General features: G+C 39.9%; 21 protein-coding genes. 19 read left to right on the forward strand and 2 right to left on the reverse strand.

Translation table 11 applies throughout. The features are described 5' to 3' along the window. Positions 1 to 96: 96 nt before the first annotated feature. Complete coding sequence (locus VRHSUH10_RS08285; protein ID WP_105090184.1) at positions 97 to 3,837, reverse strand: phosphoribosylformylglycinamidine synthase; 3,741 nt, start codon at positions 3,835 to 3,837, stop codon at positions 97 to 99. A 268-nt stretch (positions 3,838 to 4,105) separates the two neighbouring features. Here VRHSUH10_RS08285 and VRHSUH10_RS08290 point away from each other — a divergent pair, with 268 nt between their 5' ends. The 18 genes from VRHSUH10_RS08290 to VRHSUH10_RS08375 all read left to right on the forward strand — a co-directional run bounded on the left by VRHSUH10_RS08290 (position 4,106) and on the right by VRHSUH10_RS08375 (position 22,577). Beyond that, complete coding sequence (locus VRHSUH10_RS08290; RefSeq protein ID WP_105090185.1) at positions 4,106 to 5,011, forward strand: LysR family transcriptional regulator; 906 nt, start codon at positions 4,106 to 4,108, stop codon at positions 5,009 to 5,011. A gap of 247 nt (positions 5,012 to 5,258) precedes the next feature. Continuing rightward, the gene (locus VRHSUH10_RS08295) at positions 5,259 to 5,834 is read left to right on the forward strand and encodes a xanthine phosphoribosyltransferase (RefSeq protein ID WP_005387850.1); all 576 of its coding nucleotides are present in this window, start codon (positions 5,259 to 5,261) and stop codon (positions 5,832 to 5,834) included. A gap of 26 nt (positions 5,835 to 5,860) precedes the next feature. Beyond that, complete coding sequence (locus VRHSUH10_RS08300) at positions 5,861 to 6,307, forward strand: hypothetical protein (RefSeq protein WP_105085270.1); 447 nt, start codon at positions 5,861 to 5,863, stop codon at positions 6,305 to 6,307. Positions 6,308 to 6,318: 11 nt separating this feature from the next. Next, a complete protein-coding gene (locus VRHSUH10_RS08305) occupies positions 6,319 to 6,759 on the forward strand; it encodes a hypothetical protein (protein WP_105085271.1) in 441 nt (146 codons plus the stop codon). A gap of 433 nt (positions 6,760 to 7,192) precedes the next feature. Beyond that, positions 7,193 to 7,684: a 5-(carboxyamino)imidazole ribonucleotide mutase gene (gene purE, locus VRHSUH10_RS08310; protein WP_105090186.1), complete on the forward strand. Its 492-nt coding sequence runs from the start codon at positions 7,193 to 7,195 to the stop codon at positions 7,682 to 7,684. Positions 7,685 to 7,750: 66 nt separating this feature from the next. Beyond that, positions 7,751 to 8,479 (forward strand): phosphoribosylaminoimidazolesuccinocarboxamide synthase, encoded by a 729-nt coding sequence (purC, locus tag VRHSUH10_RS08315; RefSeq protein ID WP_105090187.1) that lies wholly within the window; start codon positions 7,751 to 7,753, stop codon positions 8,477 to 8,479. A 9-nt stretch (positions 8,480 to 8,488) separates the two neighbouring features. After that, on the forward strand, positions 8,489 to 9,907 hold the full coding sequence (gene purF / locus VRHSUH10_RS08320) for an amidophosphoribosyltransferase (RefSeq protein ID WP_105090188.1): 1,419 nt from the start codon (positions 8,489 to 8,491) through the stop codon (positions 9,905 to 9,907). Further along, on the forward strand, positions 9,894 to 10,955 hold the full coding sequence (gene purM / locus VRHSUH10_RS08325; protein WP_105090189.1) for a phosphoribosylformylglycinamidine cyclo-ligase: 1,062 nt from the start codon (positions 9,894 to 9,896) through the stop codon (positions 10,953 to 10,955). The genes purF and purM overlap by 14 nt, the downstream gene beginning before the upstream one ends. Next, positions 10,948 to 11,565, forward strand: coding sequence for a phosphoribosylglycinamide formyltransferase (gene purN, locus VRHSUH10_RS08330; protein WP_105090190.1), 618 nt, complete (start codon positions 10,948 to 10,950; stop codon positions 11,563 to 11,565). The genes purM and purN overlap by 8 nt, the downstream gene beginning before the upstream one ends. Before the next feature lie 26 nt (positions 11,566 to 11,591). Beyond that, a complete protein-coding gene (gene purH / locus VRHSUH10_RS08335) occupies positions 11,592 to 13,121 on the forward strand; it encodes a bifunctional phosphoribosylaminoimidazolecarboxamide formyltransferase/IMP cyclohydrolase (RefSeq protein ID WP_105090191.1) in 1,530 nt (509 codons plus the stop codon). A 131-nt stretch (positions 13,122 to 13,252) separates the two neighbouring features. Continuing rightward, positions 13,253 to 14,515, forward strand: coding sequence for a phosphoribosylamine--glycine ligase (purD, locus tag VRHSUH10_RS08340; RefSeq protein WP_105090192.1), 1,263 nt, complete (start codon positions 13,253 to 13,255; stop codon positions 14,513 to 14,515). A 320-nt stretch (positions 14,516 to 14,835) separates the two neighbouring features. Beyond that, entirely contained in the window at positions 14,836 to 15,978 is a 1,143-nt protein-coding gene (locus VRHSUH10_RS08345; RefSeq protein WP_105090193.1) for an isochorismate synthase, read from the forward strand. A gap of 39 nt (positions 15,979 to 16,017) precedes the next feature. Then, positions 16,018 to 17,808, forward strand: coding sequence for a 2-succinyl-5-enolpyruvyl-6-hydroxy-3-cyclohexene-1-carboxylic-acid synthase (menD, locus tag VRHSUH10_RS08350; RefSeq protein ID WP_105090194.1), 1,791 nt, complete (start codon positions 16,018 to 16,020; stop codon positions 17,806 to 17,808). Further along, on the forward strand, positions 17,805 to 18,665 hold the full coding sequence (gene menH, locus VRHSUH10_RS08355) for a 2-succinyl-6-hydroxy-2,4-cyclohexadiene-1-carboxylate synthase (RefSeq protein WP_105090195.1): 861 nt from the start codon (positions 17,805 to 17,807) through the stop codon (positions 18,663 to 18,665). The genes menD and menH overlap by 4 nt, the downstream gene beginning before the upstream one ends. A 4-nt stretch (positions 18,666 to 18,669) precedes the next feature. Continuing rightward, positions 18,670 to 19,512 carry a 1,4-dihydroxy-2-naphthoyl-CoA synthase gene (menB, locus tag VRHSUH10_RS08360; RefSeq protein WP_005387880.1) on the forward strand — a complete coding sequence of 281 codons (843 nt, stop codon included), beginning with the start codon at positions 18,670 to 18,672 and terminating at the stop codon, positions 19,510 to 19,512. A gap of 146 nt (positions 19,513 to 19,658) precedes the next feature. Next, entirely contained in the window at positions 19,659 to 21,044 is a 1,386-nt protein-coding gene (menE, locus tag VRHSUH10_RS08365) for an o-succinylbenzoate--CoA ligase (RefSeq protein WP_105090196.1), read from the forward strand. Positions 21,045 to 21,051: 7 nt separating this feature from the next. Beyond that, complete coding sequence (gene menC / locus VRHSUH10_RS08370; protein ID WP_105090197.1) at positions 21,052 to 22,203, forward strand: o-succinylbenzoate synthase; 1,152 nt, start codon at positions 21,052 to 21,054, stop codon at positions 22,201 to 22,203. Continuing rightward, entirely contained in the window at positions 22,200 to 22,577 is a 378-nt protein-coding gene (locus tag VRHSUH10_RS08375) for a PaaI family thioesterase (RefSeq protein ID WP_105090198.1), read from the forward strand. Before menC ends, VRHSUH10_RS08375 begins: the two co-directional genes overlap by 4 nt. A gap of 151 nt (positions 22,578 to 22,728) precedes the next feature. On the opposite strand, the gene VRHSUH10_RS08380 is transcribed toward VRHSUH10_RS08375, so the two are convergent. Further along, positions 22,729 to 23,346, reverse strand: coding sequence for a hypothetical protein (locus VRHSUH10_RS08380; RefSeq protein WP_105090199.1), 618 nt, complete (start codon positions 23,344 to 23,346; stop codon positions 22,729 to 22,731). A gap of 257 nt (positions 23,347 to 23,603) precedes the next feature. Between VRHSUH10_RS08380 and VRHSUH10_RS08385 the strand changes: the two genes are divergently transcribed. Beyond that, entirely contained in the window at positions 23,604 to 24,818 is a 1,215-nt protein-coding gene (locus tag VRHSUH10_RS08385) for an inverse autotransporter beta domain-containing protein (RefSeq protein ID WP_233187107.1), read from the forward strand. The last annotated feature ends 97 nt before the right edge of the window (positions 24,819 to 24,915 follow it).

Consider the following 24,915-nt stretch of genomic DNA (forward strand, 5'->3'; position numbering starts at 1 on the left):
ATATCATCAACTTATAATACTAATATTTTCGAAAAAAATCAATATTGAAAAGCCTACCCCAAGGAGTAGGCTTTCACCTGAAAGAATAGTCATAAATTATTTAAAGTATTTTACACCAGATGTAAAGATTGGCATCTCTAATTGACCAGGAATATTTTTGCTAATTCCTGTGCCACAGCGTTCGGAGTGTGCCATTTTACCAAATACGCGACCATCAGGACTATAAATACCTTCAATAGCAGCTGCAGATTGGTTAGGGTTGAAGCGGCTATCCATAGATGCAATACCATCAAAGTCTACATATTGTGTAGCAATTTGACCAGTTTTATTGAATTCCAATACTTGTTGAGGGGATGCGATGAAGCGACCTTCACCGTGAGAGATAGGTACAGTGTAGATTTCGCCTGCTTTAGCATCGCTCATCCAAGGAGATTTTGTAGAAATAACTTTAGTGTTAACCATACGAGACAAGTGACGACCAATGGTGTTGTACGTCAAAGTAGAATGGTCAGCAGTTAAGGTTTCAATATGACCACCTGGCAACAAGCCTAATTTGATAAGTGCTTGGAATCCGTTACAAATACCAAGTACAAGGCCATCTTGTTTGTACAAGAGATTTTCTAGGCCTTCAGCAAGGTATGGATTACGGAAGAGGGTAGCCATAAATTTACCAGAACCATCTGGTTCGTCGCCAGCACTGAAACCACCAGGGAACATAAGAATTTGAGATTCTGCTAATTTAGCTTTGATTACGTCGATAGATTCTTTTAATTGTTCTGGTGTTTGGTTTCGAATTACTACAATATCTGTTTCTGCACCTGCACGCTCAAAGGCACGAGCAGAGTCGAATTCGCAGTTTGTACCAGGGAATACGGGAATGAGAACTTTAGGTTTGGCACCTAAGGATGTACTGCGAGGTTTAGCGTGTTGATCATGGATGTACGCTACTGCTTCTCCAGAGCCATTTGGAGCATGCATAGGGAATATATCGTTGAGTGGAGCTTCATAAGTTGCTTGGATCTCCTTGAGTGATACGGATTGATCCGCCCATTCAATAACTGGATTTGCTTGTGTTACACCGATTACTTTTAAACCTGGTAGCTCTAAGAGATAGTTAACAGCTTTAATATCTACCTCTACGATAAATGCACCAAGAGCAGGTTGGAAAATACCTCGTTCAGCATATTTATCGAATTTAACACCGATGTTGTTGCCAAGAGCCATTTTTGTGACAGCTTCAGGAATACCACCTTGTTCAACTACATAAGCAGAGTAAACACGACCTTTTTCAATTTGTTCTTGCAAGGTATCGCAATTTTCTTTGAAACGATCCCAATCTGGAGTGTCATCGTACATGCGAGGTACATCGAAGAATACGAGGCGATGGTCTACGCCTTTAAGATCTTGGCTCACAATGTTATCTACATGAGCTGTGCCAACCGCAAAGGATACGAGCGTAGGAGGAACTGTAAGGTCCATAAATGTACCGCTCATAGAGTCTTTGCCACCAATAGCGCCAATTTCAAGTTCTTTTTGTGCTTTATAAGCGCCGAGAAGGGCTGCTACAGGTTTACCCCAGGATTCCTTAGAGTTGAGGCGTTCAAAGTACTCTTGTAATGTTAAGTATGCATCTTCACGGCGACCGCCAAGAGCTACTAACTTAGCAACAGATAATAGTACAGCATATTGGGCGCCATGGTATGGGCTCCAAGCAGATAATTCTGGTACAAAGCCGTGAGTCATGATGCTAGCAGTAGTAGTTTCACCGTTTAGAACCGGTAACTTTGCTACCATACCTTGAGTCGGTGTTTTCTGGAATTTGCCACCAAATGGCATGAGCACAGTATTAGCACCCACAGTGCTGTCAAAGCGTTCTGCTAAGCCCTGTTGGGACGCTGTATTTAAATCAGATACGGCTGCGAGCCATTTTTCTTTAAAGTTATCTGCACTAGAAGAACCACGTAAGAAGTAAGATCGATCCGCTGGAGCTGTTACTATAGCTTCTTGCTGTTGGCTTGCACCATTTGTATTTAAGAAGTCGCGGCTAATATCTACAATTGTTTCGCCATTCCAGTTCATGATTAGACGATTTGTATCAGTTACATCAGCTACAACTGTACATTCTAAGTTTTCTTCGTCGCAATATGCTTTAAATGCATTTACATCGGTAGCGGAGATAACGCAAGCCATACGTTCTTGAGATTCAGAGATTGCTAGCTCTGTGCCATCAAGGCCAGCGTATTTTTTAGGCACTAAATCAAGGTTAATAGTTACGCCATCTGTTAATTCACCGATAGCAACGGATACACCGCCAGCACCGAAGTCATTACAACGTTTGATAAGGGTAGTTACTTCACCGCGACGGAAGAGGCGTTGAATTTTGCGTTCTGTAAGGGCGTTGCCTTTTTGTACCTCGGCACCGCATGTGGATAGAGATTCTACGGTATGTTCTTTAGAGGAGCCAGTAGCACCACCACAGCCATCGCGACCAGTTTTACCACCAAGTAATACTACAACATCGCCTGGAACTGGTACTTCGCGGCGTACTTGATTACGTGGAGCTGCACCGATAACAGCGCCAATTTCCATGCGTTTTGCTACGTAGCCAGGATGGTAATATTCTTTTACTTCACCTGTAGCAAGACCGATTTGATTGCCGTAAGATGAATAGCCACGAGCTGCTTCTTGAGTGATTTTCTTCTGTGGTAATTTACCTTCTAATGTATCTTCAAGACTCGTATGTGGATCACCAGAGCCAGTGATGCGCATTGCTTGGTATACATAGGCGCGGCCGCTCAATGGGTCGCGGATACAACCGCCTAAGCAGGTAGCGGCACCGCCGAATGGTTCGATTTCAGTAGGGTGGTTATGGGTTTCATTTTTGAATAATAACAACCATTCTTCAGTCTTTCCGTCTACATCGACAGGAACGATGATAGTACATGCATTGATTTCATCGGATTCATCGAGATTTGTTAAACCACCAGCATGGCGCAATTCTTTTACGGCTAGTGTAGCCATGTCCATGAGGGAACGAGCTTTTTTCTTAGTTGTATAGAGCTCAGCACGACCTTCCATGTATTCTTCGAGGGCTTCTTCAATAGGTCCTGTGAAGCGACTCGCTTCGATAGAGATATCCGTTAACTCTGTCATAAATGTGGTATGACGGCAGTGGTCGGACCAATATGTATCGAAGAGGCGAATTTCTGTAATCGTAGGATCCCGGTGTTCTACCTCTGCATATTGTTGTCTAATTATTTGAAGGTCTGCCAAGGTCATTGCAAGACCATAATTTTTGATGAGTCCTTCTAACTCATCATCGCTCATGGTAGTAAAGCCATCAATTGTTGCCACTGGTTTTGGATCATCTAAATCGAGGGCCAAGGTATTAGGAAATTCAAGGCTTGCTTCACGGGAATCAACAGGGTTAATATAGTACGCTTTGATGGCATCTTCTTGTTCTTTTGTGAAAGTGCCTTCGATAGCGAATACGCAAGCACATCGAACGATGTGACCAGAGGTGAGGGTGAGCATGGAAATACACTGCTCTGCGCTGTCGGCGCGTTGATCGTATTGACCTGGTACATATTCAACAGCGAATACGAAACCTTGCAAAGCTGGAATTTCTTCTAATACTGTATCCACAGGAGGTTCGGAGAAAATTAAATTTTTTGCAGATTCTAAATCTTTGACATCTAAATTTTCAATATCATACCGCTCATAAATGGTAACACCTGTTACAGGCATAGATAACTCCTGTTGTAAGGTGTGTAACATGCGTTGTGCTTCTTGGTTGAAAGATTCTCGTTTTGTTACGAATAATCGTTGTATAGCCATCTTAGCCTCCTGTAATGTATATAATTCCCTATGGGATATTGACAAATTAAGTATAGTCGGTCTAGACTTATAAGTAAAGATAATCTTACTTATGAAAAGATTAGAAATACTAATAAATATGAAAAATTCATGAAGGTCATAAGACCTAATATTCATGAAGTTTTCTACATATTCATTATATATTGAGAGTTCATCGTTATAATATAATAAATGATATGTATATTTAAAAGTAAGACGTTACTATTAGTATATAACAGAGGTGAATAAAATGGCAGTATCTGCAGATTTATATAGAACCTTTTTAGGGGTAGGCTTATATTTATCCTTTTCTCGTGCCGCAAAAGAACTAGGTGTTTCTCAATCCGCCATCAGTCAAAGCATTAAACAATTAGAAGGGGAACTTAATATGCCTCTTTTCGTGCGCACTACAAAATCTGTAGGATTCACACCAGAAGGTAAAGAATTGTTTGATACAGTGGCTAAAGCGTTCTCCATCCTTGATAATGGGGTGACTCAATTACAAGAACGTGTTAGCCAAGCTTATGAAAGTTTAAATCTTGCTGCTACAGATACATTATGTCGCCATTTCTTATTACCATATTTTCATAAATGGCAATTACAAGAAAGTGAAATCGGATTGCATATCATTAATCGTCCATCCCCTGATTGCGTAGAATTGGTACTCAATAAAGAGGCTCAGTTAGCGGTGGTTAATGATTATGAAGGCTTGCGAGATAATCCACAATTAGAAGTAACTACGCTTGCTACGATTCAAGATGTCTTCGTTGGAGGACCTGACTATAAAGGGGCAGGGTTCTTTGATCAAGGTCGTCTGCTTAACGAGCCTATCTTGTTATTACATAAGGGATCTGCAAGTCGTACTTTCTTCGATGAAGTTACACATGGTGCATGTCGTAAACCTCGTTTTGAACTTGGTAGCGTCGATGTATTGCTCGATCTTGTAGAAATTAATATGGGCATTTCCATGTTGCCTAACCATGTAGTGCAACAAAAGATACAAGAAGGCTCCATCGTGCGTATCGATACAGATATTCCTGTACCGACCCGTGATATTGTACTTGTCCGTTCTCGTTTGGTACCTCAATCTGAAGGGGCTGCGCGCTTCACATCCATGCTTCTTAATCGTGAAAGCACTCGTGATAAGGTCTTATAATCATGAGACACACTTTTTGAGAAATTTCAGAAAGTGTGTCTTTTTATATTTTAGACTACTCTTATCTGTGCTATATTATATTGTTATAAACCTGTTGAATTTTATGATTCAGAGTTGAAAGTTTTTAAGTCTCTTTGATAGTTATAGTACTAGCTATATTGTTAAGGCTTTTACTTGATATAGGTTGACCCTAAGGGGTTATTTACGTTAAAATTTAAAGATAGTTATACTGCGGAGGTAAGAGCACATGGAATTATTAAAACAACGCATTCGTGAAGAGGGGATTGTCCTCAATAATCGCGTGCTAAAAGTCGATGGTTTTTTAAATCATCAAATCGATCCACAATTGTTTAAAGCAATCGGTAAAGAAATTGCTGATCGTTACCGTGATGCAGGGGTACAACGTATTGTTACTATTGAGGCATCTGGCATTGCATTGGCATTGATGGCTGCGCTTGAACTTGATGTGCCATTAGTATTTGCGCGTAAGAAAAAATCTATTCTTATGGTAGACGATGTATATCATAGTGTGGTGTACTCCTACACAAAAGAAGAAAACTACGATATTACTATTTCTAAAAAATTCTTGCCAGCTGGTGAAAAAGTGTTAATCATCGATGACTTCTTGGCATCTGGTGAGGCGGCTATGGGCCTTGCTAAATTGGTAGAAGACGCAGGTGATGAAGTGGTAGGTATGGCTATTGCTATCGAAAAATCCTTCCAACCTGGTCGCGAACGCCTTGAAAATGCAGGTTATCGTGTAGAGTCTTTAGTTCGTATTAAAGAATTTAAAGACAATGGTTGTGTATTTATTGAAGACTAATAGTCTGATTATTTGTAGAGGGAATTATGAATCAAAAAGCAGAAAAATTCGACTTACTCGTTGCTGACCTAAATAAAGGTGGTAATTCTTGGTTTACAAAGGAAGAAATGACAGATGATCTTCATACAGTCGTTTATCACGGCCGTTTGGATGTTCATGAGCATAGCTTGCCTGTATTCATCGTTGTGGATGATTCTGCATTCTCCTATGCGCGTATAGCTATTACAACAACATCTATTGATGAAAAAGTGATTCCTGCTGTGTTAAAAGAACTTAACACATTGAATCAAGATTATAAAGTATCTAAATACTATGTAAGCAATGAAGACAATAACATCTATATGGATGTATCTGTTCCTGGTTTGACAGAACAGTTTGATCCTACAGTAGTAGTTAATTTATTGCTTGAAGTCGTTCAACCACACTTAGATGCTGTGCATAAAGGTATTCTTAAAGTAGCTGGTTTAGCTTAATAGAGGTTGTTATGAATCCTAAAGCGTTATTATTTGATAAGTTTTTAAAAGACGAAGAAATCACATCCTTTGAACGTAAGGATTTTGATGATGAAGACGGTACTGTTGTATACCGTTCTTACATTAAATCCCCGTTGTGGGATATGCCGTTATTTGTCATTCTCGATAACAGTATTTACAGTGTTATTCGTTTAGTATTGGGACCTGAAAAGGTAACTGCACAAAATATGAATGCCTTGAATGCTTTGGTTAACCGTGACAATGCGACATACAAAAACTATAAACTATATATTGATGAACAAGACTCTAGTCTGTATTTGGACTGCGTATATATGTGTGGTGATGATGCGTTTGAACCTGCATTAATGTACGCATTGATGTCTTCTATTGTAGATTATGTTCCTGAAGCTGTAGGTGAGTTGAAAGCTGCTTTTGAAAGTGGTACTCACTAATCAATAACAAATATAGATTAATGGGCATAATGTTCGGAAATTAAATAAAAGAGGGTATCCTATCTTTATAGATAGAATACCCTCTTTTGTTTTTGTAGAAAATATATATATGGTATGAAATAGTGCGTTTATTGCAAGGATATTTTTGTACAAATTGAGAGGGGATTTGTAATCAACCAAGTTGAATAAAGTCGATATAATTAAAATCAATATTTTCAAATAGTTCGGAGTATAACGAATAATAAAAATAATTAATTATATAATATTCGAAAATTGTGTTGATTTTGTAAATGTTAGGTGTTACAATTTGTGTACAAGAAGGAGGTAGCACCGTGAACTATGCAAATCAACAAACTCAAAGCAAGTCTACGGAGGCTATTTGTGCGCATTTGACCCAGTCTATTTAGGCTGGGCTTTTTTATTAGGAGGATCTATGAAGGTCGGTATTATTATGGGCAGCAAGTCTGACCTAGACACAATGAAAAAGGCATCTGCCGTACTTGATGAATTTAACATTCCTTATGAAATGGTAATCGCTTCAGCTCATCGTACACCTGAAGCTGTAAAGGATTTTGTTACACGACTTGAAGATGAAGGGGCCATCGCTTTTATAGCTGGTGCTGGTGCAGCGGCCCACTTACCAGGTGTAGTAGCTAGCTTCACTACATTGCCTGTTATCGGAATTCCTCTTAATGCAACAGCTTTAAAAGGTATCGATTCCTTGCTTGCTATTGTTCAGATGCCATCTGGTATGCCTGTAGCAACTATGGCTGTAGATGGTGCTAAAAATGCAGCACTTTTTGCAGTCCAAATTGGAGCAGCTTTCAACAAAGACTTGAAAGACCGATATGTACAGTATCGCAAAGATATGGCTGAAAAAGTATTAGCGGACAATTCTGAATTACAAGGTGCCATTAAACTATAATCGTTTGAAGCGTTTACATCATCATTTATACATCTTTGAATAGATAAGAGTAAAAGGAGACACATCATGGCTAACATCGACTTGGAAACATTAACATTATTGTACGAAGGTAAAGCAAAACAAGTATATCAAACAGATAACAAAGACGAGTACATCGTTCATTACAAAGATGATGCTACTGCATTTAACGGTGAAAAACATGATACCATCCTTGGCAAAGGCGTATTGAACAATAAGATTTCTTCTTTCTTCTTTGAATTATTGAAAAAAGAAGGCGTTCCAACTCATTTCGTTCGTCGTGAAGATGATCGTAATCAAACAGTACTTACATTGGATATCATTCCTTTAGAAGTTATCGTTCGCAACATTGCAGCTGGTTCTATGGCTAAACGCTTTGGTATTGAAGAAGGTACTCCTCTTAAACATCCAATCCTTGAATTCTGCTACAAAAATGATGAATTAGGCGATCCATTCGCTAATGAATCCCAAATCACAGCACTCGGCTGGGCGACACAAGAACAACTTGATGTAATCTCTACTATCACGTTAAAAGTAAACGATATTTTGAAAAAATTCTTAGCTACTAAAAATGTAACTCTTGTAGATTTTAAATTAGAATTCGGTACACATAATGGTGAAGTATTATTAGGCGATGAAATCTCTCCTGATACATGCCGTTTTTGGGATGCTACAACAGGTGAAAAACTCGACAAAGACCGTTTCCGTCGAGATCTTGGTAACATCGAAGAAGCGTACAAAGAAATGTTATTCCGTCTTACTGGCGAACGCGCCTAAGGGGGCACAATGAACTACGATCCTGTTTTTGATAAATGGCATGAAGAGTGTGGTGTATTCGGTGTCTATGATAGAACCGTTGATGTAGCACGCTATGTATATTGGGGACTCTTTGCGCTCCAACACCGTGGCCAAGAAAGTGCGGGCATTGCCGTTACAGATGGTCATGATGTAGAACTAAAAAAAGGCATGGGCTTGTTGACTGAGGCTATCAAGGAATTACCATCTTTGCCTAGCCATATGGGTACTGGCCATGTGCGGTACTCCACAACAGGGTCCAATAATCCACGCAATATTCAACCTTTAGTTATCCATTATCAAGGCGGTCAGATTGCAGTGGCCCATAACGGTAATTTAACGAATGCTTTAGCTATTCGCAAACGCCTTGAAGCAGATGGGTCTATTTTTCAAACGACTATGGATTCCGAGGTCATTGTAAACCTCATTGCTCGCTCTAAAGCTGAGACACAAGAGGAACGCATTGCCGATGCGGCTCGTCAAATTGAAGGGGCTTTTTCTCTGGTTATTACTACGAACGACTCTTTGGTAGGTGTCCGTGATCCCCAAGGCTTTAGACCTCTTTGTTTAGGTAAAACGGCTAATGGCTATGTCCTTTCTAGTGAAAGCTGTGCCTTAGATGCTATAAAAGCCGAGTTTATTCGTCACATCGATCCAGGCGAAATGGTAATTATCGATGACTCTGGTGTGCGTAGCACCATTTATGCAGAACCAGAAAAAATCGACAAAAAGCTTTGCGTCTTTGAATATATTTATTTTGCTCGTGGCGATAGCCATATCGATGGTCAATCGGTATATCAATCTCGTCTTAATATGGGGCGTGAATTATATAACGAAACTAAATATGATGCAGATATTGTTATGTCTATTCCTGACTCTGGCACTACAGCTGCACTAGGCTATGCTCGTGCATCGGGCATACCATTTGCAGAAGGTCTTGTTAAAAATCGCTATAGTGGTCGTACCTTTATCAAACCAAATCAAGAGGAGCGGGAATTAGCTGTTCGTATGAAGCTTAATGCATTGCCCCACATTGTAGGGGGCAAACGGATTGTCCTTATCGATGATTCTATCGTACGTGGTACTACGAGTGGCATCATCGTTAAGATGCTAAAAGAAGCTGGTGCCAAAGAGGTGTACATGTGCGTTAGCTCTCCATCCATTGAATATTCTTGTCACTATGGCATTGATACATCGGTGCGTAAAGAGCTCATTGCTGCTACTCATACAGTAGATGAAATAAAAGATTATATTCATGCTGACAAATTACATTATTTATCTCGTGAAGGCTTATGTCATGCTGTATCTGATATAGCGCCTAATGACTTATGTTTTGCTTGCTTTAATGGTGATTACAGTGTAGAGGTTCCTGCGGAACAAGAGGAAGGGGTCAAATATGTGCTCGAATAAAACTAGTTTAACCTATCGCGATGCAGGTGTTGATATCGATGCAGGCAATCGCGCTGTCGAATTGATGAAAGAATCCGTGAAACGCACCTATACACCAGGTGTTGTTGGTGATTTAGGTGGTTTTGGGGGCCTCTATTCCTTAGCTGGTCACTCTATGTCTGACCCTATGCTCGTATCTGGTACAGATGGGGTAGGCACAAAATTACGCCTCGCTATCATGATGGATAAACATGATACTATCGGACAAGACTGCGTAGCCATGAGTGTTAATGATATTCTTGTGCAAGGTGCAACGCCTTTATTCTTCCTCGATTACATTGCAGTTGGTAAACTTGATCCTGTTAAAGTAGCAGATATTGTGCGCGGTGTGGCTGAAGCTTGTGAAGAGTCCGGATGTGCTTTACTAGGCGGTGAAACTGCTGAAATGGCTGGGTTCTACGATAACGATGACTACGATGTAGCTGGTTTTGCCGTTGGTATCGTTGATCGCCCTAAATTGATAACTGGTGAAAGCATCAAAGCTGGCGATGTGATTTTAGGTTTGCCATCGTCTGGTGTACATTCCAATGGCTTCTCCTTGGTTCGTAAAATTGTATTCGACCATAAACAATTATCTATCGATACAGAAATTCCAGAGTTTGATAAAACCTTAGGCGAAGAATTATTGACGCCTACTCGTTTATATCCTAAAGCTGTATTGCCATTGATTGAACAACAGCTTGTAAAAGGCATGGTTCATATTACCGGCGGTGGCTTCTATGAAAATATTCCTCGCGTATTGCCAAAAGGTGTTACTGCAGAGGTAGACGTCACTACATGGCCACGACTACCTGTATTTACAAAACTACAAGAATGGGGTAATGTTGCTTGGCCTGAAATGTACCGTACTTTCAACATGGGCATTGGTATGATTGTTATCGTTAATCGAAAGGATGTAGAAACGGTTAAAGAAAACCTTTCTAGTCGTGGTGAAATGGTATATGAAATTGGCCGCATCGTAAGTGGTGATGGGCCAGTTGTCCTTAAAGGGGCTGAGTTTGATGTGTAATTCTAAAAAGCGGTTAGCCCTCTTTGCTAGTGGTCGTGGCTCCAATGGGGAAGCCTTGTATAAGGCTATGCAAGAAGGCTATATTAATGGTGAATTTGTTGTAATCATTACAGATCATGGTACAGCCGGAATTGTGGAACGTTCCAAATCTTGGAATATTCCAATTATTGTTATGGAACGTAGCGACTATGATTCTAAAGCTAGCTTCGAACAGGCTCAACTAGATGCTTTAGAGCCTTATAAGATTGATGGTATCGTCTTGGCAGGCTATATGCGCATTGTAGGTGCTCCTTTGATAGAGCGATATGAACATCGTATATTAAATATTCATCCTGCTCTGTTACCATCATTTCCAGGCCTTCATGGTCATCAACAAGCCATCGATGCAGGTGTAAAGATAACGGGGTGTACGGTACACTTTGTAGATGCAGGAATGGATACAGGCCCAATTATCATGCAGAATACGGTTCCTGTATTACCCGATGATACAGAGGAAACCTTAAGTGATAGATTATTACCTATAGAACATAAAACATATAAAGAGGCGTTACGGCTATTTTGTGAAGACAAGCTCACTATAAAAGGGAGAGTTGTTTATATTGAAGATTGATTTATGAAAGCAAAGGAAGACGTTACATGATTAAAAATGCACTTCTTAGTGTTTCAGATAAAACAGGTATTGTAGATTTTGCGAAGGGGTTAGTTGAGTTAGGTATAACCATTTATTCCACAGGTGGGACCCTTAAAGCCATAACCGATGCAGGCATTGCAGCCAAAGCAGTTGAGACTTTGACTGGTTTTCCTGAAATGATGGACGGCCGTGTAAAGACATTGCATCCCAAGGTTCATGGTGGTATTTTGGCTATCCGTGATAATGCAGAGCATCAACAAGCTATGGCTGACCATGGTATTGAACCAATTGATCTTGTTGTTGTTAATCTCTATCCATTCCGTGAAACCATTGCAAAACCCAATGTATCCTTAGAGGAAGCTATTGAAAATATCGATATTGGTGGTCCTACCATGGTGCGCTCTGCTGCCAAAAACCATGCGTATGTGGGCATCGTTGTAAACCCAAATCATTATGATGAAATCTTAGCAATGCTTAAAGAACATGGCGAGTTGACTAAAGAATATCGCTTTGGTTTGGCGAAAGAAGCCTTTGCTCATACTGCCGCTTATGACGTAGCCATTGCTAACTATATGAGCGGTATCTTAAATGAAGGTCCTACACCGCCTGAATATTTAAGTGCTTATGAAAAGGTAACAGACCTTCGCTATGGCGAAAATCCGCATCAAAAAGCGGCATTCTACAAAGAAATTGGTACAGCTCATGGTATGGGCGCGTTAAAACAACTCCATGGTAAAGAGCTCTCCTATAACAATATCGTAGATATGGAAGCGGCTTGGAACATGGTGTGGGAGTTTACAGATCCTGCAGCTTGTATTATTAAGCATACAAACCCTTGCGGTGCGGCTACAGCGGCTACCTTGCATGATGCGTATGTAAATGCTTACGAAGCAGACTCCGTATCTGCCTTTGGTGGTATTGTAGCTTTAAACCGTGAAGTCGATGCAGCTACTGCAGAAGAAATGAGCAAAATTTTCTTAGAAGTCATTATGGCACCTGCTTTCACAAAAGAAGCATTAGAAATCCTTGAAGGAAAGAAAAATATTCGCCTCATCCAGTTATCTAAGCCTGAATCTGGCCAAGTAACAGTGAAAAAGGTTTCTGGTGGTCTATTAGTTCAAACAGAAGATGAAATTCAAGAAGACCGGGCTAACTATAAAGTGGTTACAAAGGTGCAGCCAACAGAGGAACAATGGAAAGCCCTCGAATTTGCTTGGAAGCTCGTGAAACACGTAAAATCCAATGCCATTTTGATCTCCAATGAAAAACGTACCCTCGGTGTTGGGGCTGGTCAAATGAACCGCGTTGGGTCTGCAAAAATTGCCCTTGAACAAGCTGGTGAAGCCGCAAAAGGCGCCGTATTAGCATCTGATGCGTTCTTCCCATTTGGGGATACTGTAGAAACGGCGGCAAAGCATGGTATTGCAGCCATTATCCAACCAGGTGGATCCATTCGCGATGAAGAATCCATTAAAGCAGCTGACGAAGCAGGAATTGCCATGGTATTTACAAGTATTCGTCACTTTAAACATTAATTTGTCTAGCATAATTGAGGGTTACAGTCGAGCACTAGCTCGTAATCATTAATGTGTAATGATGATTATAGAGGATATAGGTGCTTACATAAATGATGTATTGATGGCGTTTAGGCGTCGATGGAGGACTTATGAACGTATGTGTAATCGGTAACGGCGGCCGCGAACATGCATTAGCATGGCGATTGTCCATCAGCCCTAGCGTAACAAAGGTATATGCCATTCCTGGCAGTGCGGCCATGTCAGATTGTGCAGAGCTAGTCGGCATTGATTGGCAGCAAAGCGATCATTTAATTCGTTTTTTGAAAGATAATCACGTTGATTTAGTCGTTGTTGGTCCAGAGGCTCCTCTTGTAGCAGGACTAGCAGATGCACTCAATACAGCTGGAATTCCTGTATTTGGCCCATCTAAAGCAGCTGCTCAACTAGAGGGCTCAAAGGTATTTGCCAAAGACCTTATGAAAAAATATAACATACCGACTGCTGCCTATGGTGTATTCCACAAGGTGGATGAAGCAAAAGAATTTATCGCTCAAACAGGTGCTCCTATCGTAGTGAAAGCTGATGGTTTAGCGGCTGGCAAGGGCGTTGTAGTGGCTATGACTATTGACGAAGCAAATGCAGCTGTAGAAGATATGCTCAGTGGAAACCGTTTTGGAGAGGCCGGTAGTACCGTAGTTATCGAAGAGTTCATGGAAGGTGAAGAGGCGAGTTTACTTGCCTTTGTAGATGGTAAAACAGTAGTTCCCATGATTGCTTCCCAGGATCATAAACGCATCTTTGATGGCGATAAAGGCCCTAATACCGGCGGTATGGGGACCTATGCACCTGCACCAGTTCTTACTGATGCATTACGAGATGAAGCGATGAAAACAATCTTAGAACCTATGGTAGAGGCCATGCAAAAAGAGGGCATGCCTTATGTAGGTTGTCTCTATGCAGGCCTTATGATTACGCCTCAAGGTCCTAAGGTTGTAGAATTTAATGCACGCTTTGGCGATCCAGAAACACAAGTTGTATTGCCATTACTTGATAGTGATTTAGGTCAAATTATGATGGCTTGTGCCACAGGCACATTAACAGCTGATATGGTGAAATGGAAAGATTCCTCGGCAGCTTGTGTCATTCTTGCTTCTAAAGGATATCCTGAAACATCCTCCAAGGGTGATGTGATTCATGGTGATATTAAACAACATGATACAACCATCGTATTCCACTCTGGTACAAAACTTATGGGAGACGAATATGTCACAAATGGCGGCCGAGTTCTTGGCGTAGTAGGTCTTGGTAAAGACCTTAGAACGGCGCTCGATAGAGCTTATGGCCGTATAGAACACATTGATTTTGAGGGTATGCAATACCGTACAGATATTGGGGCGAAAGCTTTCAAATAAAGAAAAAGTATTTTGAATACAGTAACAGCGTTTTAAATACAGTAACAGCGTTTTAAATACAGCAAAAAAACGTTTTGAACAGAGCAAAACCTCTACACTCATGCATATTACATGTGATGTAGAGGTTTTTATTTTCTACCTTTTAATGGTTACCTATGTTATAATAATGTAGATATAAAGAGGGCCCATCGACGTGTGATGGCGTTAGGCTCATCTCAAAAATTTTGAAACCTATTGATGGCGCCTAATATGTAGAAGTACATCTTCTACATATTAGGTGTTTTTACTATAGTCTATTTTTCGTATAGCGACATACAACTATGAAATATAACAAAGAACCGTTAAAACTGAATAGTCCGGTATCATTTTGGATGAATTTCCCCAATGAAGAACGCGTGTTTTGGGTGGATCGCCAAAGTGACCGCATCGTTGTAGGCGCTAAACGTCTAGCGACGGTTAAAGATGATGAGGACCGCCATAATTACGCGTATGTATTTTATGGGGATACTTTTTTTGATACTCTAAAAGACCCTAAATGGTCTGGTATGGGGCATGAAATGATTGCTTTCACCCATTACTACATCGTAGAAAACGGAGAATCCTTCTATCTCCATGCTGGTGAAAGTGTTCCTATCGAGGATTTTGAAGTGCCCCTTATTCGCCATAATTACAAGGAGACTAGTGATGATAAGGCGGATTGGAACCGTTTAATGAATGCTATTGCCAAAGGTATTAGCAGCGGTGAAATGACTAAGGTCGTTTCCTCTCGTGAGGTAGAATTCACTAGTGATACACCATATAATGTGGCAAGTATCTTGGCTAATTTGGTGGATAATAATCCAAATTGCTTTATCTTTGGCTACGAAAAGGATGGGCGTACCTTTGTAGGGGCATCGCCAGAAATTTTAGTCCGCCATCGTGGCAGTGAAATATTAAGCTATGCCTTAGCGGGCACTGCTCCAAAGGATGGTCCTAATGCGTGGACTAAGGAACAATTACTAACTAATAAGAAAAATCTTGTAGAACATAATATCGTTCGCAATCGTATCGTGAATACGATGAAACAAATTACTCCACATGTTATGGTTGGGGAAACAGGCATTATGGAGTTATCTCACCTCTATCATTTGCGAACCATAATTACCGCAAAGGATAGTACAAAATCTCTTGTGGAATGGGCTAAATTGTTACACCCTACACCAGCCCTTGGTGGTGAACCTCGAGAAAAGGCACTAGCCTTATTACAAAAGTATGAATCCCATGAGCGTGGTATGTATGCAGCACCTTTTGGCTTTATGAAAGATATGGGGGACGGCATCGTTGTGGTTGCTATTCGATCTGCTCTTATCATGGATAATGTATTATATGCCTATGCAGGATGTGGCGTTGTAGCCGATTCTAATGCGGATGAAGAATATGCTGAAACTAATAATAAAATGCGCACCATCTTGGATGCTTTATAATTGTTTCCGTACCTTTAGGGGTGTTTGAAAGGGAATATAATGAATGAATATATTGCTGCCTTGGTAGACGAGTTCTACCAACTCGGCGTCCGTCATGCCGTGTTTAGCCCTGGCTCTCGTTCTACGACGATGGCCATGCTGTTCAAGGAGCATGAAGGATTTGAAACCTATATGAATATAGATGAGCGCTCTGCTAGTTTTATGGCTCTTGGCATTGCAAAGGCTCATAAAGAACCGACTGTACTCGTTTGTACCTCAGGTTCGGCTGTGGCCCATTATTTGCCAGCTATTTTAGAAGCTCAATATACTGGGATTCCACTCGTTGTACTGTCTGCTGATAGACCTCATACACTATTGCATGTAGGGGCTCCTCAGACTGTAGATCAGCACAAAATCTTTGGTACTGCGGTCAATTATTTTGAAGAATTAGCTGTGCCTCAAGAATCTCATTACTATACATATCCTCGCCAAGTGGCTCGTAAGGCCTATATGAAAGCGATGGACACTAAAAAGGGACCTGTCCATATCAATGTGCCTCTCTTTGAACCATTGGTGCCAGAATTGAGTCGTAATCATTTTGAAGCTGGTCGCAGTTCCTTTAAAGTGGTTAAACCAAACTATAGTAGTGTGTTTGGCTGTGATAATAGAAATAATTTGACTCATATTAATAATGCAATTGATATTGCTCATGGAAATGATGGTACAAACGAGATTAATGATTTACTTAAAAGATATGAGCGTATCCTTATCCTAGCAGGTCCACAAATCGATATAGATGAGGCTGAAACGATTCGTTCCTTCGGTGAGGCTTTACAAGCCCCTATTTTGGCTGATCCATTGTCTAATGTAAGACGACGTTATAACTCGGCGGATAATCAAAGCAATAAAGAGGGGATTGATACTAATAATGTTGTTATCTCTACGTATGATGCATTATTAGCAGGGCAAGCTCTTTGGAATGAGTTAAAACCAAATTGTGTAATTCAGTTTGGTCAAATTGTTGTATCGAAACGTGTACAACAGATGATTGCTAGCTGGACTGATGTGGAGTATATCGAGGTAAATCCTACCATGGACTCTATGAATCCAACAGATAAAACTACCATGCATATCCAAGCTAGCATTGATGTATTTACACATTTGTATGGCAAAAATAATAACTCTGATGAGTACTTAAACATATGGCAACGATTAGAACAAGAGGGTAAAAAACAACTAAGTACAGCTATTGATGAGCCTCATTGCTTTGAAGGCCGAACTATACGCGAGATACAAGAACACATTCCTGAAGATGGACAAATTTTTGTTGCCAATAGTATGACGATTCGCGATTTTGATTACTTCTGGTTCAGTGGAGAATCTAAGGCGGTTCTTTACGGCAATCGAGGTGTCAATGGTATTGATGGTACTATTTCAACGGCTCTAGGACTTGCCGTCAATGGTAAACCTACATATCTAGTAACAGGAGATTTATCCTTGTTCCATGATTTGAATGGCTTGGCGGTAGCGAAAACCCATAATTTAAACTTAACTATTATTTTGCATAATAATGATGGCGGCGGTATTTTTGAATATTTACCTCAAAAGGGGACAAAGCATTTTGACTACTTGTTCTCTACATCACAAGGTTTAGATTACAGTGGGGCTGCAAAACTCTATGGTTGTGGCTATACTAAAATCTCCAGCCCCGATGAGTTGAGTTCTGTATTGGCTAATGTTAGTCAAGAAACAGGCGTTCATATCATTGAAATTCCTACAAATAGGGAATATAGCAGAGAATTGCATAAGAAATATACGAAGGTTTCAGTTGATATGGAGGCATTACTATGAGTCAGTATTTTTGCAGTATTGTAGATAATGCTTTATGCAATCCCGCGCAGCGCATGTATTTTGATTTGGGCGACTATCGCTATGGTTTAACTGTGGTAGGCGATGGGGAGCCTATCGTGTGTTTTCATGGCTTTTCAGAATCTAGTTATACTTGGGATTCCATTAACTTACCAGGCTATCGTTTAATCCGTATCGATTTGATTGGTCATGGAGATTCTGATATCCCTGAAGAGGATGAGGCCTATACAACCCCTAAAATGATAGAGGATTTGCATACCGTTATCTATCACATGGTGGGTGACAGGTATTATCTCATGGGCTATTCCATGGGGGCCCGTATAGCGCTTTCCTATGCGTTACAATATGACAGTGAAATTCAAGGGCTTATCCTTGAAAGTGGCTCTGTGGGGATTGCTTCAGAATCTGAGCGAGCAGAACGACGTAAGGCCGATGAGGAATTAGCGCACCATATCGAACATAACGATGGTTCTTGGTTTGCTTCACGTTGGGCGGAGGCGCCTATTTTTGAAAGTCAAAAGCAGCTTTTACCAGCAGTGTCTGAATTAATTTATTTACGTCGGTCCCATAATAGTCCATACGCATTAGCATGTACCCTTCGTGGGTCCGGCCAAGGTGTCATGACATATATAGGTGATCAGTTAGATAAATTATCATGTAAAGGCCTGTATGTGAGTGGCGCATTAGATACAAAATATACTACAATAGGAAGAGATGTATTTGGCAAGTTGCCAAACTTTAAACATGTCATCGTCGAAGGGGCGGGACATAATGTACATATAGAAAAACCGCAGGCCTTTGAACAAGCGGTATTAGATTTTTTACACAAGAAAGGTTAAGTCCATGAGCAAATTTGATTGGAAAGTATTGGATCGTAATTATGAAGATGTAATTTACGAAACATATAATGGCATTGCAAAGATTACTATTAATCGCCCACAGGTACGTAACGCGTTCCGTCCTAAAACTGTTATGGAGTTAATCGATGCTTTCACAGTAGCTCGTGAAGATAACGAAGTAGGCGTAATCGTATTGACTGGTGCAAACCACGGTCAAGGTGAAGATAAAGAAGCATTCTGCTCCGGTGGTGACCAAAGCGTACGCGGTCATGGTGGCTATGTAGGCGAAGATAATGTACCTCGCTTGAACGTTCTTGACTTGCAACGTTTGATTCGTGTTATCCCAAAACCTGTCATCGCTATGGTTAATGGCTTTGCTATCGGTGGCGGCCATGTATTGCACATCGTGTGTGACCTTACTATCGCGTCTGAAAATGCTAAATTTGGTCAAACAGGTCCTCGTGTAGGCTCCTTTGACGCTGGTTACGGTGCAGGTTACTTGGCTCGCATGATCGGCCATAAACGCGCTCGTGAAGTATGGTTCCTTTGCCGTCAATACACAGCTGCTCAAGCTTATGAAATGGGTATGGTTAACTGTGTTGTACCATTCGACAAATTGGAAGAGGAAACAGTTCAATGGTGTAACGAAATTCTTGAATTGTCCCCAATGGCATTGCGCATGTTGAAAGGTGCCTTCAACGCCGATACAGACGGTCTTGCAGGTTTACAACAATTTGCAGGTGATGCAACATTGATGTACTACACAATCGATGAAGCAAAAGAAGGTCGTGATGCATTTAAAGAAAAACGTAAACCGAACTTCAAACAATTCCCTAAATTCCCTTAATCGGAATAGATGTACTAGTCTAGTACTAGGGATGGAATGTATTGTAAAAATGACAAGTGCGCCTCAATATGAGGCGCCTTTCTTATAATATCTTTAGTTGTTAATTATTAATCATATGGCATTATCTTTGGATACGAGGTGAGACGATGGAATGGTTACGGTATGGTGCACATCACTATCCTAATCGCATATGTATAAATGAATATACCTATAACGATATATATGGTGGTGTGCTTCATGTGGCTAGTGAATTGATACCTCTTGAAAGCTCCCGTGTGGCTATTTTATCGGACAACTCTGTTACTATGGCAATCTATGTACTGGCAGCTATGCTAGCACATAAAGAGGTATTACTTCTAAATGTACATCTTAAGCCCAACGAGATAGAGAACCAATTGAAACAATTAGGTATCACTACCGTATTACATAGTAAAGAACGATATAATCAACTGCCTAGTTCACTACGTGCCATTGAGTTTGAACCGCTAGAATCCATTCTGTCTAATCTGAATTTAGAGGACATTTTTGATTGGAACTTTGATGATGCAGATATTGCGGCCATTATGAACACTAGCGCTACAACAGGTCAGTTTAAATCAGTACCACTTCGATGGGGGCAAATTAGAGCTCATGTACAAGCATCTCAAGAGGTGTTAGGTAAAACTGAACAAGATAATTGGCTTATGGTATTGCCCTTGTTTCATGTCAGTGGATTATCTATTTTGATGCGATCACTTTATAATGGAACGGCTATCACTATGTTGCCTAAATACGATGAGGCAAAGGTTTTAGAACTCATTGAAACCGAGAAAATCAATATGATGTCTCTCGTGCCCACAATTTTGACCCAATTAGAACCGAAGATTACACATCATACATTACGTGTTATTTTGCTGGGTGGCGAGTTTATCCCAATGGCCTTAATCGATGCTTGCGAAAAGAAATTGTTACCAATTTATAAGACCTATGGCATGACTGAAACCTTTAGTCAAAGTGTGACCTTCTCCGTATTAGACTACCCTCATAAACGGGATTCTGTAGGTAAACCATTACCTGGAATGCAGGTTCGCATCGATAACCCTGATGCGGACGGCGTCGGTGAAATCCATTTGACGGGCCCTATGGTTATGACTGGATATATCGACAAGGAACCTATCAACGGTGACCTTAATACAGATGATATTGGCTATGTCGATGAAGATGGCTTTGTATATATTCTGAATCGCCGCAAAGATCTTATTATCTCTGGTGGTGAAAATATTTATCCTAAGGAGCTAGAGGACCTAGTCTATACATTACCAGCGGTGAAGGAGTGTGCTGTAGTACCTGTATCTGATCCTAAATGGGGACAGGTACCAGCGCTATTTGTAGCCTTTCATGATGGTGAAAGTATGACGGCTGATGAGATTTTATCCTTTATGACTTCTTCCTTAGCAAAGTACAAAATCCCTAAATATGTAAGAATTTTACCTGCATTGCCTCGTAATGGCACAGGTAAAATTGTGCGTAATGAACTGCGTTTAGAAGATTGAGGCGCTTATGAATGATATATTAAATTTTAAAAGTATAACTACATATCGCCTTAAACTACCGATGAAGTTTAATTTTAAGACTGCTAAGGGCGAGGTAAAAGAACGGGAGACCATTGTTATCTGCATCGAGGATCAACAAGGTTATGTAGGTTATGGGGAGTGCGTGGCTTTCACAGATCCATTCTATACGGCAGAAACCGTAGATACATGTTGGAAGAAGTTGGTGGATGATTATATTTTTAATCTTCGTTTGATGCGGCCTAAACCTCTTATGACCTATGTACGGCAGTTGCAGTTCTGGCTGAATCGAGATCATATGCCAATGACCATTGCTGCTGTAGAAAATGCCCTTATTAATCTTCACTGTGAGAGACTGGGTGTAAATTCCGTTTCCTATATTATGGGACAGCCCTTACAAGATACAATTGAAAGTGGCGTTGTCATCGGTGATGTACCAATGGAACAATTGTTAGATACCGTAGAAGCTCATGTGGCAAATGGTTGTAAGCGTATTAAGTTAAAGGTGAACCCTACAGATGGCTATGAACGAGTATCTATCATCCGTAAGCAGTATCCAAACTTAGTTTTAGCTGCTGACGCGAACCAAAGCTATTCGTATGATGATATCGACAAGGTTCGTCAATTTAACGATTTGAAGCTAGCTTGTGTAGAAGAGCCTTTTGCTATGACGACGCTGCAATCCTATAAGGAATGGAAGTGGGAGTGTCTTAACAACGATGACTGGAACATTGAAACGCCTATCTGTTTAGATGAATCTATATTAGGCTATGATGATTTATCCTATGCTATTGAATATGGTCTAATTGATGTACTTAATATAAAAGTAGGGCGCATGGGCGGTCTTGTGCCAACAAAGGCAGCTATTAATCTTTGTAGAGAAAGTCATATTCCGTATTGGATTGGTAGCATGGTGGAGTCTGGAGTTTCTAAAATGCTCCATGCTCAACTCGCTGCACTAGGTGATTCCTATATGGCAGGAGACCTATCGGATTCTAACAGATACTTTGAACGTGACTTGATCTATCCTGATTTAACATTTAAAGATGGTGTTATGCATGTGCCTGATGGTGATGGGCTGGGTGTAACTGTTTTTGATGATAGATTAGAAGCGTATTGCGTGGAGAAACGAACACTATGAATTTGATTGAATCTTTACAAATTGAAAAGCCTCATATGACAAGTGAAACCACATGTGTGGCAAAAATGAACTTAGGCGACTTTCACAAGCAACCGCAAGGTTATTTAAATGGAGGGGCGACCCTAGCCTTTGCAGAAATTGCAGCGGGTATGATGAGTAACGAACTCATTGGTGCTGATAAATTTGGCGTAGGTCAATCTATTACAGCTAACCACTTGCGCCCTGTAAGAGGTGAAGGCTCTTTAACAGCCTATGGTACACTATTGGTGAAAGGAAAAACTTCACATGTATGGCGCTTTGACATGAAGGACGATGCAGAACGACTTATCTCACAAGTGACCGTAACATTAGCCATTGTGGACTTTGATCGGTAATAGATAATAATAAATAACTAATAACTAATAACTAGTGCGTAATACGTAATAGATAATGATAAAAGGACAGTAAATACTATGTTAGTATCTACTGTCCTTTTTAGATTCCGTATAAGTTAATAATTGCTTATGGTTTATTACTTTTTACTAGCTATTTACGAGTTACTGTATATAAGTCTTCTATATCTGGAATATCATAAATAACCCATGTGCCATCGCCTAAATGACGCATCAAAACGCGTATATCCTTTGTCATATTCTTTTTGTTATTTTGGATTGTTACTGTTACGGTAGCTGTATCTCCATCGTCTTCAGATTTGATGTTTTTTACCTCTACATCATGCTCCTTGAAGAGACGCCCATCTACAAGACGGTCGACCATGGACATATTGTCATCGTTTTGAGCCGTATTAGTAGAATCTGTTGAAGATGGCTGAGATTTAAAGCTATCTGGATCTTCGATATATTTTCGCATCACATCTTCAATTAAAGATGGACCAAATGTTTTAGCTGCTGCAATAGTAGCTTTACCAAATGGATTGGATGTATCTATATATTTGTTGCCTTCCCGTTCTAAGATATTTTTTACAATAGATTTTGTATCTATGTGGCGTAAAGCTTCATCGGCATCTTTATCTTGTACTGCTTGATGAATGATTTTTAGCGTATAGGCTGGTGTGTGGGGAGTGTAGCACATGAAATACCATGCTGCTGCTAACGCACCTACAATAGCAATAATTAAGATAGTTATAAGAGATTTTGATTTCATTGTATTGCTCCAAAGTATTTTATATTACATTCTTATTATTTATATAATATATATTTATTTTATCATAGTCAAAGATGATTCACTATAATTATTAATTAGTAATACTTAAAACAGTAGAACTTTCAAATATATGTACTAATAAACTGTAGAGAATATATATGCTATAAAGTGGATAAGACATATTATTGCTTTACCTAACTAAAGAATATATAATAAAAGTATCTTTCATGAAAATTTCATATAAAGAAGGGGAGACTATGGTTAGTAAAAAGGGTATTATCAAATCTTTAGTATGTACAGCATTGACATGTAGTTTTGCTACATGCGCATTAGCAGCAGATAAAGATAATGGAGAAAAAGTTCAATCAAGCTGGATGGATCGCACTGATATTGGTATTGGTTTTAAAGGAAGCCAGGAAGATTCCTATCATGATTATGCAATGCCTAATAAACAAATGACTGATAATAATCTAAGCTATGATACACGATTCCATTATCGTAATCATAACTCTAAGCAGAAAGTGAATACACAGTATTTTATAGAGACGTTACAACCCATAAAACAATATGGTAAAGATGGCAAATCCATGGTGTTTGTACAAGGACGATTAGATGGTAATGGTGGCGAAAAAGTTTCCACTACTACATATTGGAATGGTTCGGATTCAGATTTTGGAAGAATTGACGGTCAAGGTACCTATATTGATAAAGGTGAAGTAGTAGAACATGATACACTTGGTGTTGTAGGTACTGCTGGTATTGGCTATCGCCGTCTTAGTACACATGAGCATGCCTACGTCGGTGCCAATGTATTCTATGACTATGCATTTAAGGATAAATTTTCTCGTGTTAGTACAGGATTAGAATATGTAGCTGGTCTAAATACGATTAGTGTCAATGTATACCATGGACTATCAGAAAAAAAGGTGGGGCCTTATGACATTAACACACCTTTGCGTCAAGTACCACGGGCAATAGATTTTCATGATAGCTTAAGTTCACCACCTGATGGTATTCATAGAACACCCCGATATTCTTATGAACATGTATTGGATGGCTTTGATATACGGTATACACGAGATTATAAGAATGCCCGTTGGCTATCTAGTTATGTGGAAGGATATCATTGGAAAACAAAAGCGCCAGGAGAACATTCAGAAGAGATGTACTATATTGACCAACATAAGTGGCAATCTATACATGGATTAAAGGTAGGCGCTAAAATGAATGTGACGCCTCATATTTCTGTAGATCTAGGAATTGGTAAAAGTAATATTAGTTCTGTAGAACCGTATGTATCTGTTATGTATACTTTAGGTAAGTCTCGATATGCGTACTTCGGTGGTAAGCATAGTGAAAATGTGATGAGCACTGCACGTTCTAAGGTATTCGATAAGGTTAAACGTGGTGATATGAAGGTTGAGTATTATTGGGAACAAGACTTGCGTGATGGCCCTTGGGATCATTTATAATTTGTATCATACTTGTAAAAATACCATAATAAATAATTTTATATAATTATGTTGAAATTGGTACCTAGTTTTCGTTAAAGAAATTTAGGTGCCAATT

The sequence above is a fragment of the Veillonella sp. T11011-6 genome (genome assembly GCF_002959755.1).
Taxonomy (GTDB): Bacteria; Bacillota; Negativicutes; order Veillonellales; family Veillonellaceae; genus Veillonella.

Bases quoted from the DNA above. Each gene is read 5' to 3' on its own strand.
- VRHSUH10_RS08285 (WP_105090184.1), bottom strand. From the start codon at position 3,837: ATGGCTATACAACGATTATTCGTAACAAAACGAGAATCTTTCAACCAA.
- VRHSUH10_RS08290 (WP_105090185.1), top strand. From the start codon at position 4,106: ATGGCAGTATCTGCAGATTTATATAGAACCTTTTTAGGGGTAGGCTTA.
- VRHSUH10_RS08295 (WP_005387850.1), top strand. From the start codon at position 5,259: ATGGAATTATTAAAACAACGCATTCGTGAAGAGGGGATTGTCCTCAAT.
- VRHSUH10_RS08300 (WP_105085270.1), top strand. From the start codon at position 5,861: ATGAATCAAAAAGCAGAAAAATTCGACTTACTCGTTGCTGACCTAAAT.
- VRHSUH10_RS08305 (WP_105085271.1), top strand. From the start codon at position 6,319: ATGAATCCTAAAGCGTTATTATTTGATAAGTTTTTAAAAGACGAAGAA.
- purE (WP_105090186.1), top strand. From the start codon at position 7,193: ATGAAGGTCGGTATTATTATGGGCAGCAAGTCTGACCTAGACACAATG.
- purC (WP_105090187.1), top strand. From the start codon at position 7,751: ATGGCTAACATCGACTTGGAAACATTAACATTATTGTACGAAGGTAAA.
- purF (WP_105090188.1), top strand. From the start codon at position 8,489: ATGAACTACGATCCTGTTTTTGATAAATGGCATGAAGAGTGTGGTGTA.
- purM (WP_105090189.1), top strand. From the start codon at position 9,894: ATGTGCTCGAATAAAACTAGTTTAACCTATCGCGATGCAGGTGTTGAT.
- purN (WP_105090190.1), top strand. From the start codon at position 10,948: ATGTGTAATTCTAAAAAGCGGTTAGCCCTCTTTGCTAGTGGTCGTGGC.
- purH (WP_105090191.1), top strand. From the start codon at position 11,592: ATGATTAAAAATGCACTTCTTAGTGTTTCAGATAAAACAGGTATTGTA.
- purD (WP_105090192.1), top strand. From the start codon at position 13,253: ATGAACGTATGTGTAATCGGTAACGGCGGCCGCGAACATGCATTAGCA.
- VRHSUH10_RS08345 (WP_105090193.1), top strand. From the start codon at position 14,836: ATGAAATATAACAAAGAACCGTTAAAACTGAATAGTCCGGTATCATTT.
- menD (WP_105090194.1), top strand. From the start codon at position 16,018: ATGAATGAATATATTGCTGCCTTGGTAGACGAGTTCTACCAACTCGGC.
- menH (WP_105090195.1), top strand. From the start codon at position 17,805: ATGAGTCAGTATTTTTGCAGTATTGTAGATAATGCTTTATGCAATCCC.
- menB (WP_005387880.1), top strand. From the start codon at position 18,670: ATGAGCAAATTTGATTGGAAAGTATTGGATCGTAATTATGAAGATGTA.
- menE (WP_105090196.1), top strand. From the start codon at position 19,659: ATGGAATGGTTACGGTATGGTGCACATCACTATCCTAATCGCATATGT.
- menC (WP_105090197.1), top strand. From the start codon at position 21,052: ATGAATGATATATTAAATTTTAAAAGTATAACTACATATCGCCTTAAA.
- VRHSUH10_RS08375 (WP_105090198.1), top strand. From the start codon at position 22,200: ATGAATTTGATTGAATCTTTACAAATTGAAAAGCCTCATATGACAAGT.
- VRHSUH10_RS08380 (WP_105090199.1), bottom strand. From the start codon at position 23,346: ATGAAATCAAAATCTCTTATAACTATCTTAATTATTGCTATTGTAGGT.
- VRHSUH10_RS08385 (WP_233187107.1), top strand. From the start codon at position 23,604: ATGGTTAGTAAAAAGGGTATTATCAAATCTTTAGTATGTACAGCATTG.